We start from the raw sequence: 13,612 nt of genomic DNA, 5'->3' as shown, positions 1-13,612 counted from the left end.
TGCACCGATCCGGAATTCGCCGGGTCGCGCGGTCATGCTGGGGAACGCCCATGGCACGTTTGCTGTCCGTCAATGTCGGCCTGCCGCGCGACATCGCCTGGCAAGGCAGGACCGTTCATACCGGCATCTGGAAGGCTCCCGTCAATGGTCCGCGCAAGGTGCGCCGGCTCAATATTGACGGCGACGGCCAAGGCGATACCGCGGGTCACGGCGGCGAGCAGCGCGCCGTGTTCGTCTACCAGGAGGATTCCTATCGGTACTGGCAGGAGCATCTCCGGCGATCGACCCTCGTCCACGGTCAATTCGGCGAGAATTTCACCGTCGAGGGCCTCGCCGACACGGAGGTCTGCATCGGAGACCGTTACAAGATCGGCTCGGCCCTGTTCGAGGTGACTCAGCCGCGCGTCACCTGCTACCGGCTCGGCATCCGCATGGAGGAGCCGGACATGGCCGCGCTGCTCGTCAGGCACGGCCGGCCCGGCTTCTATTTTCGTGTGATCGAGGAAGGCGACGTCGAGGCCGGCGATGAGATCACGCAGATCGCCAGCGGGCCCGAGCGCATGAGCATCTTCGAGATCAATGCGCTGCTCTACTTGCCGCCTCACCCGCGCGATGGGCTGGAGCGCGCCCTGCGGATTCCCGCACTGAGCCACGGCTGGCGTCACTCCTTCGAAGCGCTGCTCGAGCAGAGTACGGCACAGGGAAACGCCGGGCTCGGCCCGGCGTCGAGCCCGGCTCCGGCCTGGCGCGGCTTCCGGCCGTTTCGCGTCTCGCGCAAGATCGCCGAAAGCAGCAGCGTGACCTCGCTGATCCTCGAACCCGCGGACGGACATCCGGTGCCCGCCGCCCTGCCCGGTCAGTTCGTCGCCGTGCGGCTCGGATCTTCCGACAAGCCCGCGATGACGCGCAGCTATTCGCTGTCGAGCTTCTCCGATGCCGCGTCATGGCGCATCAGCATCAAGCGGGAAGCGCACGGCGCGGCGAGCAACTATGTTGCCGACAATCTCCTGGGGGGCGACATCGTTCAGATCGGCGCACCGCGCGGGAGCTTTGTGCTGCGGCAAGGTGCGCGGCCCGTCGTGTTGCTGAGCGCGGGGATCGGCGTGACGCCGGTGCTCGCGATGCTCTACGCGCTCACTGCGGGGCAATCGACGCAAGAGGTCTGGTGGCTGCACGGCACCCGCAATGGCCGCGAACATGCGTTCGCCGCTGAGGTGCGCGGCCTGTTGGCCGGGCTGGCTCACCATCACAGCCATGTCTGCTACAGCGCGCCCGATCCCGGTGATCGTCCCGAGGTGGATTTCGATACAATCGGGCGTCTGGACGCGCGCCTGCTCCAGAGTCTGAATGTGCCGGGCGACGGCGATTTCTACCTGTGCGGGCCGGCCGGCTTCATGAGCGATCTCACGCGCGGCCTTGCCGCACTCGGCGTCGCGCCGGATCGCATCCACACCGAGCTGTTCGGCGCCGCACCATCCCTGACACCCGGCATAGCCTCCTCCCCGCAGAAGCGGGCGCACTTGCCGGTCGGAGCCCCCGGCCCCGGCCCGATGGTGTCATTCGCCCGCAGCGGCCTCAACGTCTGCTGGGGTCCATCATACGGCAGCCTGCTCGAACTGGCCGAAGCGTGCGACGTTCCCGTGCGCTGGTCGTGCCGGACGGGGGTGTGCCACAACTGCGAGAGCGGGCTGGTATCAGGCGCAGTCAGCTATGCGCCGGATCCGCTCGACGCACCGGCGGACGGCAATGTGCTGATCTGCTGCTCGCGGCCGCAAGGCGACATCGTGATCGATCTGTGAGATCAGACACTCACACCAGACTCGGCATTCAGACATGGGAGAGTTCAATGCGACCTGACATCATGCCGGGAGTAACCTTCCCGGATTACGAGCTCAGCGACCACACCGGCAAGCACCGCAAGCTCTCCGAGCTGCAGGCAGGCGATCCGATGGTGCTCGTTCTCGGCCGCGGCGGATTCTGTCCGAAGGACCGCCGCCAGGCCGAAGGCTTGCTGCAACTCCACCGCGAGATGGAGGTCGGCTATTGCCGGATGGTCACGATCACCACCGACAACATCACCCAAACCAGCGAATACCGCAGCGGCGTCGGGGCGCACTGGCCCTTCCTGTCCGATTCACGCCGCGTCGTTCAGAAGGATCTCGACATCGCCGAATACACCGATCCCGTCCACAATCCGATGATCCCCCACGTCATCGTGCTGGAGCCCCGGCTCGTCGTCTATAAGATCTACAATGGCTACTGGTTCTTCGGGCGCCCGACCGTCGAAGAGCTTCGCCACGACCTCCGCGCGGTCAGCATGAAGTGCCGGCCGGATTGGGACATCACCGCGCCCGGCTTCAAGGCATTCTGGGACCAGGGCCGCAAGGAATATTTTTACCCCTACGGCAAGGCGTACGTCGAAACTCTCGGCGGGCAGGATTAGAAACACATTCCGGTTCGGACGAGCGCCGGCCCAGGAATGTGGATGATCCAGATGCAGACCAATCCCGCCCCCCGCGCTGGCCGCCTGGGCGCGCGCCAGATCTACGAAGCCCTGAGGGATCAGATTTTGGCGCGGGTGTACGGGATCGACGGCTTGCTGCCGTCGTCGCGAGCGCTTGCCGGCGAGATGGGCGTGGCGCGCTCGACCGTGACCGTCGCCTATGAACAGCTCGCCGCCGAAGGTTTTATCGAGCCACGCCACGGCGCGCGGCCGCGCGTTGCCCGCGCCGTCGTCGAGCGCGGACGCGCGCGCGTCGCATTGCGGCCGTCGGCGCGCAAGGTGCGGCTGTCGGCCTTCGGCGAGCGGCTGCGGTCGGACCCGCCGCGCTGGACCGAACCGCCGCGCGGGCTCGTCGCGAATTTCCGCTACGGCGAGCTCGCCCCGTCGGACTTCCCGGTGCTGGCATGGAAGAAGGCCGTGACGGCCGCGATGGCGCGCAAGCCCGAGCGGCTGGCCTATGACGATCCCTGCGGCGCGCTGCGGCTGCGGACCGCGCTTCAGGGCTATCTGTGGCGATCGAGGAGCGTCCGGTGCGAGGTCGACCAGATCGTCGTCGTGAACGGCTCGCAGCAAGGTCTCGACATCTGCGCGCGCCTCCTGCTCGAGGCCGGCGACCGCTTCGTCATGGAAGATCCCGGCTACCAGATGGCGCGGCATACCTTTGCGGTGACGGGCGCCGAAACGGTGCCGATCCCGGTGGACGCGGACGGGCTGGAGACGGCACGGCTCGACGGCGTCGAAGCCCGCCTCGCCTATGTCACGCCGTCGCATCAATATCCGCTCGGCGGCGTCATGCCCATCGGCCGCCGGCACCAATTGCTCGCCTGGGCGCGGAAGAACGACGCCTATGTGATCGAGGACGATTACGACAGCGAGTATCGCTACGACACCAAGCCGATCCCGCCACTGCATGCGCTGGAAGGCAGCGACAACGTGATCTATCTCGGCACCGTCTCCAAGACGCTCTCGCCGACCTTGCGGATCGGCTACCTGGTCGTGCCCGCCGCGCTGCGATCCCTGTTCGCCGCCGCCAAGCAGATCATGGACCGGCACACGCCGCTGATCGAACAGCATGCCCTCGCCGCGATGCTGGAGAGCGGCGCCTATGACAGCCACGTCAGGCGCGTGCGCCGGCGCAACGCCGAGCGCCAGCAGGCGCTGCTCGACGCGCTTCGCCGCCGGTTCGGAGATCGCGTCCGGATCGAGGGCACGGCCGCCGGCCTGCATGTGGTGGCCTGGTTCGATCACCTGCCGCAGAAGCGTGAGGACGCCTTGATCGAGGCGGCCCGCGCGAGGGGCGTCGGCATCTATCCCGTCTCCGCGCTGCTCGCCGGATCTCGCCGAACGCGGAGGACAGTCGGCCTCGTCATGGGCTATTCCGCGCTGGAGGTCGTGCAGATCGAAAACGGCTGCAGGCTTCTCGCGCAGGCCGTCGACAAACTGGACTGATCAAATAGGCAATAACTGGCCGTTTGTAGAAGTCCAGATTCGCGTTATCTCCGCACTGACGCTGGAGATAAGCCATGTACATCCCGCCCGCCTTCAAAGACGACGACATCGAGAGCATCCGGACGACCATCCGCAGTGCCCGCCTCGCCAGCCTGGTAACGGCCACCGCCGAAGGTCCGGTCGCGACGCCCCTGCCGCTCTTCCTCGACCAAAGCGAAGGCGAGCACGGCGTATTGTACGGACATGTCGCGAAGGCCAACCCGCAATGGAAACTGCCGCCGATCGGCGACGCGCTGGCGATCTTCAACGGTCCCGACGCCTATGTGACGCCGTCCTGGTACGCGACCAAGCAAGAGACGGAAAAGGTCGTGCCCACCTGGAATTACGTTGCCGTGCATGCCTACGGCCACGTCGAATTCTTTCAGGATCCGGAGCGCCTGCTCGACGCCGTGACGCGGCTGACGAACAGGCACGAGGGATCGCGCGCGAAACCCTGGGCCGTCACGGACGCTCCCGCAGACTTCATCGCCGCGCAATTGCGCGGCATCGTGGGCGTGCGCATTCCCGTGGTGCGGTTCGAGGGCAAGCGCAAGATGAGCCAGAACCGCCCCGAAGCCGATCGCGTCGGCGTCGCAGCGGGTCTCGCGGCGAGCGAGAATGCGCAGGACCGCGAGGTCGCGCCCCTGATCCCGCTTCCGGTCTAATCTCCGATCTCCCTGCGCCGGCGCTGGGCGTATTCCGCGCCCCAACCAAGCCCGAGCGTCACGGAGATCAGCGAACCGAACAGCACGCCGAGCTTGGCTGCATCCAGCAGCCTGTCGTCGGTGAAGGCGAGCATGGCGATGAAGATCGACATGGTGAAGCCGATGCCGGCCAAGAGCCCGATGAGGCAGATGCCGTCCCACGTCACGCCGGGCGCCAGACGGCACCAGCCTGTGCGCACCGCGAGCCACGTTGCACCGATCACACCGATCGGCTTCCCGACACATAGCGCCAGCGCAACGCCAAGCGTCACGAATTGTGCCCCACCGGCGAGGTCCATGCCTTTGAAGCTGACACCCGCATTCGCCAGCGCGAAGATCGGCATGATCCCGTAGGCGACCCAGGGATGCAGTGCCGTCTCCACGCGGATGACGGGCGGCCCGATTTCGGGATTTGCCGATCGCACCGGGGTGATCAGGCCGAGCACGACCCCTGCCAGCGTCGGATGGACCCCGGCCATGAGGAAGCCCGCCCAGACGATGAACGCCGGCACGACATAGGCATACGCCGAGCCGAAACCGCACCGCTGAAAGCCGAGCGCCATGAGAACGCCGAAGGCTGCAACGGCAAAGCCGCCGGGATCGAGACCGCCGGCGTAGAACAGCGCGATGATGAGCACCGCGATAATGTCGTCGATGATCGCCAGCGCCAGCAGGAAGACCCTGATGTTGCCGGGAATTGATTTTCCGAGCAGCGCGAGCACGCCGACGGCGAACGCGATGTCGGTCGCGGTCGGTATGGCCCAGCCCTGGTCGCGCCCCGCCGCGGCGTTGAAGCTCAGATAGATCAGCGCAGGAACGACCACGCCGCCGCACGCCGCCAGCACGGGCAGAATGGCCTGATCGAACCTGCTGAGTGCGCCCTCGTAACTCTCGCGGCGGATCTCCAAGCCGACGACGAGAAAGAACACCGTCATCAGCGCGTCGTTGATCCAGAAATGCAGCGACCTTTCGAAGGTGAATTCGCCGAGCCGCAGAGGGACCGGCAAGTTCCAGAGGTCATGATAGGACTGAGCAAAAGGCGAGTTGACCCACAGCAAGGCGGCGGCCGCGGCGACCAACAGCACGACACCGCTGACGGCCTCGACATGCAGAAACTGCTGGAGCGTGGTGAGCGCCCGCGCGAAGAGAGGTTTGGTTCTGGACAGGTCCCTGCCGGGCAGCTGATCGTTCATGGGCGCACGCCTTCCGCGTGGCGGCCCGACCATCGCTCGACCTGACGCTGCCCTGTGCAGCGAGCACCCGAACGCGGTTCTACACCGCGATGGGATGAAGGCAACCCTGCTCCGCGCGCATCTGCTTCCACCGAGCGGCTGGAACTCTGAGGCGTCGAGGATTGTTGGTGGACCTCATGACACTTTGCCGCACGGGAACCTCATGTGCCGCTGGATCGCATACCGGGGCGAGACCACCTCGTTCGAACCTTATGTCACCGAGCCCGAGCATTCGCTGATCGCGCAGAGCATCCGCTCGCTTCAGTCGACGGCCGGTTCGAATGGCGACGGCTTTGGTCTTGGCTGGTATGGCGAGCACCCGGAGCCGGGCCTTTATCGCGAAACGCGGCCGGCCTGGTCGGACGAGAACCTGCGCTACCTCTGCCGCCATCTGCGCTCGCATCTGTTCTTCGCCCATGTGCGCGCTGCCACCGGCACGGCAGTGACGCGGCAGAATTGTCATCCCTTCGCCTGCGGCCAGTGGATGTTCATGCACAACGGCTTCGTCGGTAGCTGGAATCGGTTGCGACGCAAGGTCGAGGCGCTGATCCCCGACGCCTACTATCCCTCGCGGCTGGGCACGACCGATTCGGAGGCCGTGTTCCTCGCCATGATGGGTGCAGGCCTCGACAGCGATCCGCTTCGAGCAACGCATGCCGTGCTGCAATCGCTCGTCGGCCTCGTCAACGAGGGCGAGCTTCGTGAGCGCCTGCGCTTCACCAGCGCGGTCGCAAACGGCAGGGATCTCTATGCGTTTCGCGTCGCGGTCAACGATGCCGCCAACACGCTCTATTATCGCGAGGCCGGCGGCGGCCAGGTCGTCGTCGTGTCCGAGCCGTTCGACAAGGAAACGGACTGGACGGAAGTGCCGCCGAATCACGCCCTGGTCGCGCGAGCGTCCGAAAACGTGAAGATTGTTCCTTTTGACCTTGCAATTTCCGGGTCCGAGGCGGAACCCGCCCCCGTCAGACGGATTATTGCCCGCAGGTAATACCACTGCCGGGTGGCCCCATGACGTTTGCCTCAGAGACATTCGCTTCAGACGTCTTGAAACTGCTGCGTCTCGATTCCTCCGGTGACAAGCAGCACCTCGTCATTCGCTCTGCCGGTGGACGCGGCAAGGCGGCCGACTTTTCCTTCGGCATAGAGGAGGAATACTTCCTCGCCGATCGCCGCAGCTTCGAGGTCGCCATCGAAACACCCAATGCGCTGTTCGAGTCGGTGAACTGGTCCACCGGCGGCCAAGCTATGCGGGAGATGCTGCAATCCCAGCTCGAGGTCGCCACCAACGTTCACGTCGATGTCAATGACGCGCGGGAAGAACTACGGTTCCTCCGCCGCGAGGTCGCCAACGTCGCCGCGCAATACGGCTTCGTCATCATGGCCTGCGGCACGCACCCAACCGCCGTCTGGCGCATGTCGCAGCCGAGCCCGAAGCCGCGCTACGAGGAGATGATCGAGGATCTGCGCAGCATCGGCCACCGCAACATGATGTGCGGGATGCATGTGCACGTCCAGCTGCCCGATCCCGGGAAGCGCGTGGAGGTGATGCGGGCGATGCTGCCGCATCTGCCGCTGTTCATCGCACTGTCGGCCTCCTCCCCGTTCTGGAATTCCCACAAGACGGGCCTGAAGGGCTACCGGCTTGCCGCCTATTCCGAGCTGCCGCGCACCGGCTTGCCCGAACTGTTCGAAAGCAGGTACGACTACGACGAATATGTCGGCGCGCTGCAACGCTCCGGCGTGATTCCCGATGAAAGCCATATCTGGTGGGCGATGCGGCCGTCCATGAAGCACCCGACCCTCGAGCTTCGTGCGCCCGACACCTGTACCTTCGTCGACGACGCCGTTGCGATCGCATCCCTCTATCGCTGCCTGACACGGCATCTCTATCAGCGGCCGCATCTGTCGAAGCAGGTCACGGTCGTCGAACGTGCGATTGCGGTCGAGAACAAATGGCGCGCGCAGCGCTACGGCACCGATTGCATCTTTGCCTCCCGGGACGGGCCGGTCACGATCGCGGAGCTGCTCACCCGTGTGATCGACGATGTCGCCGAGGACGCGGCTGCCCTGAATTGCGCCGCCGAGGTCGAGCACTGCCACACGATCGTGGAGCGCGGCAGCTCCGCCGAATTCCAGCTTCGCGCTTACCGCGAAAACGGCAACGACATCGCATCCGTGTCACGATGGATCGCTACATCGACGATATCCGGAACCAGCGCTCCGATTGGGCGCAGTGCTTCTGCACCGACATAGCGTCCACACAAGCTTTGGGAACGATAAGTGCGTTCCCAAATTTGCTGATGCGCTGAGGAAAAGCATGACCAACACCACCTGTTGCACCGGCTGCGGCCATGGCTTGGTCCCCATCCTGACCAGGAAGGGTTCGACAGAGCTTAGCTGCCTCTGGTGCGAGAGCATCGACGCCCGGACGGTGGACATGGCGAAGTGGGCGGACAGCCCCTCCGGCAAGCCCGAGCGCACCACGCTTCGGTCGTTTGACTGAACTTCGGCGAAGCCCGATGCGTTCCGCGGTCCCGGCGGTGCGACGGGCTGCACCGCGACGCCGGGACTTGCCGCCAAATTAGACAAGATACGTCTCGTCACCGCAGCTGCCGACTGCACGAAGACGCCAGGCAAGCAGGTGAAACGGCGCATCTAACCTCAGGCGGAGCCTCGATTATTTTCCCGTCGCGGAGAGCCGGGCGCTCATGCGCCGGCGCCGTGTTCCAACTGGCCCAGAATTCGCAAGACAGCATCAGGCCTGATTCCCTGCCCTCTCACCAAGTGGAGCAGCAAGACGCGTGCGCCCGGCTCCGGGATGACCGGCCTCAGAATCGGAGGATGCCATGAACGTGCATGCTGCGGGCGATCTCAAATTCACCGGCCTCACCCGCCCGAACGGCGCGCCCCTTCGCCTCAATGATCAGGATTTCGTCGCGATCGATCGCGACAAGAATGCGAAGTTCGAGGCGACATACCGGCCGCAAGCCCTTTACAACCGCGCGAACGACGGCTTTCACGCCAACAACGAGACCTTCCTCCTGCACGAAGTCGCGACCAATCTGCCGATCTATCGGCCCGACACCGGCCCCACCGATTTCCATCTGCATCTGCCGCCCGGCGGCTTCCAGCTCGTGCTGGTCACCTCGGGCGCGTTCACTTTCGACTACGACGGACGCTTCTACAATGTCGGCCCCGGCGCGGTGATGCTGCAAAGCGCGATCGTCCACCGCCAGCTGTTCTATACTTGGTCGGGCCTGTCGACCGAAGAGAACCTGAAGACGCCGCAGACGGTCGTGCCCGATCCGATCTCCATGGGCTATTCGGGCAAATTCCTCGAAGCCTTTGTCACCGATCCCACCACCTTTCCGAACCCGACCATCGTCGGCCCGGACCAGATCAACGAAGCCGAGACGCCACGCGTGGCCTGGAGCCACCCGCTGCATGATCGCCCGGCCGATGCCGGCTTCTGGCTTCAGGATCCGCTGGCGCTGGATGCGCTGTACAAGCCGCTCACCGACAGCCCGGTCAAATCGGCCATGCCGGTTTACGTGCGCGATATCGGCATCGAGATCCCGAGCGGCCATCTCGTCACCGGCCACATCATCGCAACCGACCCGCGCGGCCAGTCACTGCTGCCGAAGAGCACGTCGGCAGCAGCGGACGCCGCCTGCTTGGCCAAGGGCGAGGTCGCGATCTATCGCGTCATTCGCGGCACGGCCGAATTCGAGAAAACAACCGGCGAGACCTTTGAGCTCGCGGCTGGTGACGTCGTGACGGCAGGCAAGAACGCGATCAGCCTCACCGGCATCGGTGAGAACACGCAAGTGCTCCGGCTCGGCCTGCTGAAGGGCATGAACGAGTTGCGCAGCTGGACGCCGACACAGCGCGACGAGATCGACGGCCTCGCCGGCCAGATCATCACGCACAAGGACGTCCGTCCCCTGCGCACCGAAGGCAAGCCGGTCGGGTATCTGTACGGCTAAACGCTACTCCGCCGCCTGACGCACGTGGCGCGCGGTTGGCGTGCGCATGGTCACGAGCTCTTCGGCTGCGGTTGGATGCAGCGCGATGGTGGCGTCGAAATCCGCCTTGGTCGCCTTCATCTTCACCGCGATCGCGACCACCTGGGTGACCTCGGCGGCGCAATCGCCGACGATGTGGCAGCCCAGCACGCGGTCGGTCGAGCCGTCGACGACCAGCTTCATCAGCACGCGGGTGTCGCGGCCGGACATCGTCGCCTTGATCGGGCGGAACGTCGTCTTGTAGATGTCGACGTGGCTGAATTGCGCGCGCGCCTCGGTTTCCGTCAAACCAACCGTGCCGACCTCCGGCTGCGAGAACACCGCGGTCGGAATGTAGGAATGATCGACCTGCACCTCGCGCTTGCCGAACACGGTGTCCGCGAAGGCATGGCCCTCGCGGATCGCGACCGGGGTCAGGTTGAAGCGATGGGTGACGTCGCCGATCGCGTAGATGCTGTCGACCGAGCTCTTCGAGAAATGGTCGACCGCGATGCCGCCGTTCTTCGGATTGATGGCGACGCCAGCCTTCTCGAGGCCGAGATTGGCGACGGACGGGTGGCGGCCGATCGCGAACATCACCTGGTCGGACGCGAGGCTCGATCCGTTCGACAGATGCGTGGTGAATTCCTCGCCGTGGCGATCGACCTTGGCCACCGTGCAGCCGGTGAGGATGGTGATGCCCTGCTTCTCCATCTCGCTGCGGACATGGGCGCGGACGTCCTCGTCGAAGCCCCGCAGGATGTTGTCGCCGCGATAGACCACGGTGACGTCGGAGCCGAACCCGGCGAAGATGCCGGCGAATTCCAGCGCGATGTAGCCGCCGCCCTGGATCACGATCCGCCGCGGCAGCTTCTTCAGGTGAAACGCCTCGTTGGACGAGATGACGTGCTCGATGCCGGGGATCGAGGCGCCGTGATTGGGCGCGCCGCCGGTCGCGATCAGGATGTACTTGGCGCGGATCTTCTTGTCGTCTGTGAGCAGGCGGACGGTGTGCTTGTCCTCGATCACCGCGCGGCTCTTGACGATCTGAGCGCCCGACTTCTCGACATTGGCCGTGTAGGCCGCCTCCAGCCGGGCGATCTCCTTGTCCTTGTTGGCGATCAGCGTCGGCCAGTCGAAGCTGGCGGGCGGAACGGACCAGCCGAAGCCGGCGGCGTCCTCGAGCTCGTGACGGAAATGCGATCCGATCACGAACAGCTTCTTCGGCACGCAACCGCGGATCACGCAGGTGCCGCCCATGCGGTACTCTTCCGCGATCATGACGCGGGCGCCGTACCCGGCCGCGATGCGGGCGGCACGCACGCCGCCCGAACCGCCACCGATGACAAAGAGGTCGACGTCGAATTCAGCCATTGTCCACTCCGCCCCCTTTCAGAACATGATCCGGACCCGAAGGGCCGCGCTAGCGCAAAGTGTGAAGCGGTTTTCCGGACAGATCATGCTCAAAATAACAGCCTGAAGCGCGATGCCGCGCTTCAGGGGATCTCCGATCAGATAGTGTCTGTCAGATTTCCTTGCCACGCTTGCGCATCTCGGCGCGGAAGGCACCCATCACGGTCTCGGAGAAGTTCTGAGCCCAGGAGTTCATGAAGGCCATGCTCAGGCCGATGGCGCGCGGCTCGGCGTCGATCAGCTTCTTGCCCAGCGGCGACTTGTAGAAGGTGACGAGATCCTTCAGCTCCTGCTCGGTGAACTCGCTGGCATAGACCTGCGCCATGCCTTCGCCGATCTCGTTCTGGCGGCCGCTGAGCTGCTGGGCAACGACCCCGGCGACCTCGTTGAGGTCCTTCTGGTAGTTCAGGTTCTGCTGGATCAGCGCGATCTTGGTCTTTTCGACGAGGCCCGGCACGGCGCCAGCGTACATCGCACCAGCGTTCTTGATCTGCAGGATTTCCTTGGCCGCCGCGATCGCCGCCGGCGTGGCCTTCGGCTGGGCCGGAGCCGCTGCGGCCTTGGGCTGAGCCGGAGCCGGCTGCTGCGCCATGGCCGGGAAGGCCAATCCCGCAGCGAGGGTCACGGCCGGCAACAATTTCAAAACGCTCTTCATTCCAGGTCTCCTTTCGGCTTGCGCCGTTCAATCACGCGAATTCCCTCGCCGCCCGCCAAAACGGCCGAGCTGGCCAAGCCGATGAACAACCCATGCTCGACCACGCCGGGGATCGCGCTCAGCGCCTTGGCGAGGCTGGGCGGATCCTTGATGCGTCCGAGCTGGGCATCGACGATCCAGTGGCCGCCATCGGTGACGAAAACGTGGCCATCTTTGGCCTTGCGGACCGCCATTTGCCCGGAAACGCCACATTCGGCAAATGCCTTTTCGATCGCGCGGCGCGTCGCGCCAAGCCCGAACGGGATGACCTCGACCGGCAGCGGAAACTTGCCGAGCGTCGGCACCCATTTGCTGTCGTCGGCAATCACGATCATGCGATCCGAGGCGGCCGCCACGATCTTCTCGCGCAGCAGCGCTCCGCCGCCGCCCTTGATCAGGTTGAACTCGGGATCGATCTCGTCGGCGCCGTCGACGGTGAGGTCGAGATGGTCGATCTCGTCGAGCGTAGTCAGCGGCACGCCGCAGCGCAGCGCATCGAGGCGCGTCGCCTCCGAGGTCGGCACGCCGATCACCTTGAGCCCGGCGGCGACGCGCTCGCCGAGCAGCTCGACGAAATGCTTTGCGGTCGAGCCGGTGCCGAGCCCGAGCTGCATGCCGTCCCGAACGTCCTCGAGGGCGCGCGCCGCAGCCTGCCGCTTCAACTGGTCCATGTTCACGATGCGCCCGCCTCTGAATAAGAGTGCCGCCGGTATTGGCCGCTTGCGGCGGCCTATGTAGCCTCGTTTTTCCCGTCGGAACAGGCCTCTGGGCCGATCTTATAAGGTGAACTTATGGCTTCCACCCTTGCGCCGATCGGGCCGGGCCGGTAGCGCTGGGACCATGACCTCCCCCTACACCCTCGTCTTCGATCTCGACGGCACGCTTGTGGATACGGCGCCCGACCTGATCACCGCGCTGAACCACGTGCTCGACCGCGAAGGGCTGCCGCCCGTGCCGATGGCCTCGGCCCGCAACATGATCGGCGCCGGCGCCCGCAAGCTGATCGAACGGGGGCTGGAGGCCGAGGGTCGTACCGTCAGCCCCGCGGACATGGACCGGTTGACCGCGGACTTCATCGCCTATTACGCCGACCATATCGCGGTCGAATCCCGCCCCTTCGAGGGGCTCGAGGCCGCACTGGACCAGTTTGCGGCCCAGGGCCACCGCCTCGCGGTCTGCACCAACAAGCTGGAATGGCTGTCGAAGCGGCTCCTGGACCAGCTCGGCCTGAGCCGGCGTTTCGCGGCGATCTGCGGCGCCGACACTTTTGGCGTCCCGAAGCCGGATCCAACCATTTTCCGCGAGACCGTGGCCCGCGCGGGCGGAGAGGTCAAAGCCAGCATCATGGTCGGCGATGCCGGACCCGACGTCGGCGTGGCCCGGCGCGCCGGGGTGCCCGTGATCGGGGTCAGCTTCGGCTATACGGACGTGCCGATCGCCGAGCTGAAGCCGGACCGGCTGATCCATCACATGCGCGACCTGCCGGCCGCAGCCCACAGCCTGATGCTGGCTTAGGCACCCGCAACCCTTTGACTTAGCAATATTATTTTTAGGAACCCTGCGTTAACCAT

Annotated in this window: 13 protein-coding genes; 9 read left to right on the top strand and 4 right to left on the bottom strand. The window is 65.3% G+C overall.

Annotated features, from left to right (window positions below):
- The first annotated feature begins 50 nt into the window (after nucleotides 1-50).
- The 4 genes from NLM15_RS18060 (at nucleotide 51) to NLM15_RS18045 (ending at nucleotide 4,656) form a co-directional block, all read left to right on the top strand.
- Nucleotides 51-1,799: an MOSC and FAD-binding oxidoreductase domain-containing protein gene (locus NLM15_RS18060; RefSeq protein ID WP_254118415.1), complete on the top strand. Its 1,749-nt coding sequence runs from the start codon at nucleotides 51-53 to the stop codon at nucleotides 1,797-1,799.
- A gap of 47 nt (nucleotides 1,800-1,846) precedes the next feature.
- Entirely contained in the window at nucleotides 1,847-2,443 is a 597-nt protein-coding gene (locus NLM15_RS18055; protein ID WP_254118414.1) for a redoxin domain-containing protein, read from the top strand.
- A gap of 42 nt (nucleotides 2,444-2,485) precedes the next feature.
- Nucleotides 2,486-3,952, top strand: coding sequence for a PLP-dependent aminotransferase family protein (locus NLM15_RS18050; protein ID WP_254118413.1), 1,467 nt, complete (start codon nucleotides 2,486-2,488; stop codon nucleotides 3,950-3,952).
- Nucleotides 3,953-4,026: 74 nt separating this feature from the next.
- On the top strand, nucleotides 4,027-4,656 hold the full coding sequence (locus tag NLM15_RS18045) for an FMN-binding negative transcriptional regulator (RefSeq protein ID WP_254118412.1): 630 nt from the start codon (nucleotides 4,027-4,029) through the stop codon (nucleotides 4,654-4,656).
- On the opposite strand, the gene nhaA is transcribed toward NLM15_RS18045, so the two are convergent.
- Entirely contained in the window at nucleotides 4,653-5,888 is a 1,236-nt protein-coding gene (gene nhaA, locus NLM15_RS18040; RefSeq protein WP_254118411.1) for a Na+/H+ antiporter NhaA, read from the bottom strand. The genes NLM15_RS18045 and nhaA overlap by 4 nt on opposite strands.
- 202 nt (nucleotides 5,889-6,090) lie before the next feature.
- On the opposite strand from nhaA, the gene NLM15_RS18035 reads away from it, so the two are divergent.
- The 4 genes from NLM15_RS18035 to NLM15_RS18020 all read left to right on the top strand — a co-directional run bounded on the left by NLM15_RS18035 (nucleotide 6,091) and on the right by NLM15_RS18020 (nucleotide 9,916).
- Nucleotides 6,091-6,918 carry a class II glutamine amidotransferase gene (locus tag NLM15_RS18035; RefSeq protein WP_254118410.1) on the top strand — a complete coding sequence of 276 codons (828 nt, stop codon included), beginning with the start codon at nucleotides 6,091-6,093 and terminating at the stop codon, nucleotides 6,916-6,918.
- 20 nt (nucleotides 6,919-6,938) lie between these two features.
- Nucleotides 6,939-8,183, top strand: a complete 1,245-nt coding sequence (locus NLM15_RS18030) for a carboxylate-amine ligase (RefSeq protein ID WP_254118409.1) — start codon at nucleotides 6,939-6,941, stop codon at nucleotides 8,181-8,183.
- A 64-nt stretch (nucleotides 8,184-8,247) separates the two neighbouring features.
- Complete coding sequence (locus NLM15_RS18025) at nucleotides 8,248-8,433, top strand: hypothetical protein (RefSeq protein WP_254118408.1); 186 nt, start codon at nucleotides 8,248-8,250, stop codon at nucleotides 8,431-8,433.
- A 343-nt stretch (nucleotides 8,434-8,776) separates the two neighbouring features.
- Nucleotides 8,777-9,916, top strand: coding sequence for a hypothetical protein (locus NLM15_RS18020; RefSeq protein ID WP_254118407.1), 1,140 nt, complete (start codon nucleotides 8,777-8,779; stop codon nucleotides 9,914-9,916).
- Between the two features lie 3 nt (nucleotides 9,917-9,919).
- Here NLM15_RS18020 and gor read toward each other — a convergent pair whose 3' ends face one another.
- From gor to rpiA, 3 genes are all read right to left on the bottom strand, one after another.
- Entirely contained in the window at nucleotides 9,920-11,308 is a 1,389-nt protein-coding gene (gor, locus tag NLM15_RS18015) for a glutathione-disulfide reductase (protein ID WP_254118406.1), read from the bottom strand.
- A gap of 151 nt (nucleotides 11,309-11,459) precedes the next feature.
- On the bottom strand, nucleotides 11,460-12,002 hold the full coding sequence (locus tag NLM15_RS18010) for a DUF2059 domain-containing protein (protein ID WP_254118405.1): 543 nt from the start codon (nucleotides 12,000-12,002) through the stop codon (nucleotides 11,460-11,462).
- Nucleotides 11,999-12,718 (bottom strand): ribose-5-phosphate isomerase RpiA, encoded by a 720-nt coding sequence (rpiA, locus tag NLM15_RS18005; RefSeq protein ID WP_254118404.1) that lies wholly within the window; start codon nucleotides 12,716-12,718, stop codon nucleotides 11,999-12,001. The genes NLM15_RS18010 and rpiA overlap by 4 nt, the downstream gene beginning before the upstream one ends.
- A gap of 163 nt (nucleotides 12,719-12,881) precedes the next feature.
- Between rpiA and NLM15_RS18000 the strand changes: the two genes are divergently transcribed.
- Nucleotides 12,882-13,556 (top strand): HAD-IA family hydrolase, encoded by a 675-nt coding sequence (locus NLM15_RS18000; RefSeq protein WP_254118403.1) that lies wholly within the window; start codon nucleotides 12,882-12,884, stop codon nucleotides 13,554-13,556.
- Nucleotides 13,557-13,612: the final 56 nt, after the last annotated feature.

This window comes from Bradyrhizobium sp. CCGB20 (assembly GCF_024199855.1).
Taxonomy (GTDB): Bacteria; Pseudomonadota; Alphaproteobacteria; order Rhizobiales; family Xanthobacteraceae; genus Bradyrhizobium.
Note: the sequence above shows the minus strand (reverse complement) of the source record. Positions and strands in the feature narration are given on the sequence as shown.

Bases quoted from the DNA above. Each gene is read 5' to 3' on its own strand.
- NLM15_RS18060 (WP_254118415.1), top strand. From the start codon at position 51: ATGGCACGTTTGCTGTCCGTCAATGTCGGCCTGCCGCGCGACATCGCC.
- NLM15_RS18000 (WP_254118403.1), top strand. From the start codon at position 12,882: ATGACCTCCCCCTACACCCTCGTCTTCGATCTCGACGGCACGCTTGTG.
- NLM15_RS18045 (WP_254118412.1), top strand. From the start codon at position 4,027: ATGTACATCCCGCCCGCCTTCAAAGACGACGACATCGAGAGCATCCGG.
- NLM15_RS18050 (WP_254118413.1), top strand. From the start codon at position 2,486: ATGATCCAGATGCAGACCAATCCCGCCCCCCGCGCTGGCCGCCTGGGC.
- NLM15_RS18035 (WP_254118410.1), top strand. From the start codon at position 6,091: ATGTGCCGCTGGATCGCATACCGGGGCGAGACCACCTCGTTCGAACCT.
- NLM15_RS18010 (WP_254118405.1), bottom strand. From the start codon at position 12,002: ATGAAGAGCGTTTTGAAATTGTTGCCGGCCGTGACCCTCGCTGCGGGA.
- NLM15_RS18020 (WP_254118407.1), top strand. From the start codon at position 8,777: ATGAACGTGCATGCTGCGGGCGATCTCAAATTCACCGGCCTCACCCGC.
- NLM15_RS18025 (WP_254118408.1), top strand. From the start codon at position 8,248: ATGACCAACACCACCTGTTGCACCGGCTGCGGCCATGGCTTGGTCCCC.
- nhaA (WP_254118411.1), bottom strand. From the start codon at position 5,888: ATGAACGATCAGCTGCCCGGCAGGGACCTGTCCAGAACCAAACCTCTC.
- NLM15_RS18055 (WP_254118414.1), top strand. From the start codon at position 1,847: ATGCGACCTGACATCATGCCGGGAGTAACCTTCCCGGATTACGAGCTC.
- NLM15_RS18030 (WP_254118409.1), top strand. From the start codon at position 6,939: ATGACGTTTGCCTCAGAGACATTCGCTTCAGACGTCTTGAAACTGCTG.
- gor (WP_254118406.1), bottom strand. From the start codon at position 11,308: ATGGCTGAATTCGACGTCGACCTCTTTGTCATCGGTGGCGGTTCGGGC.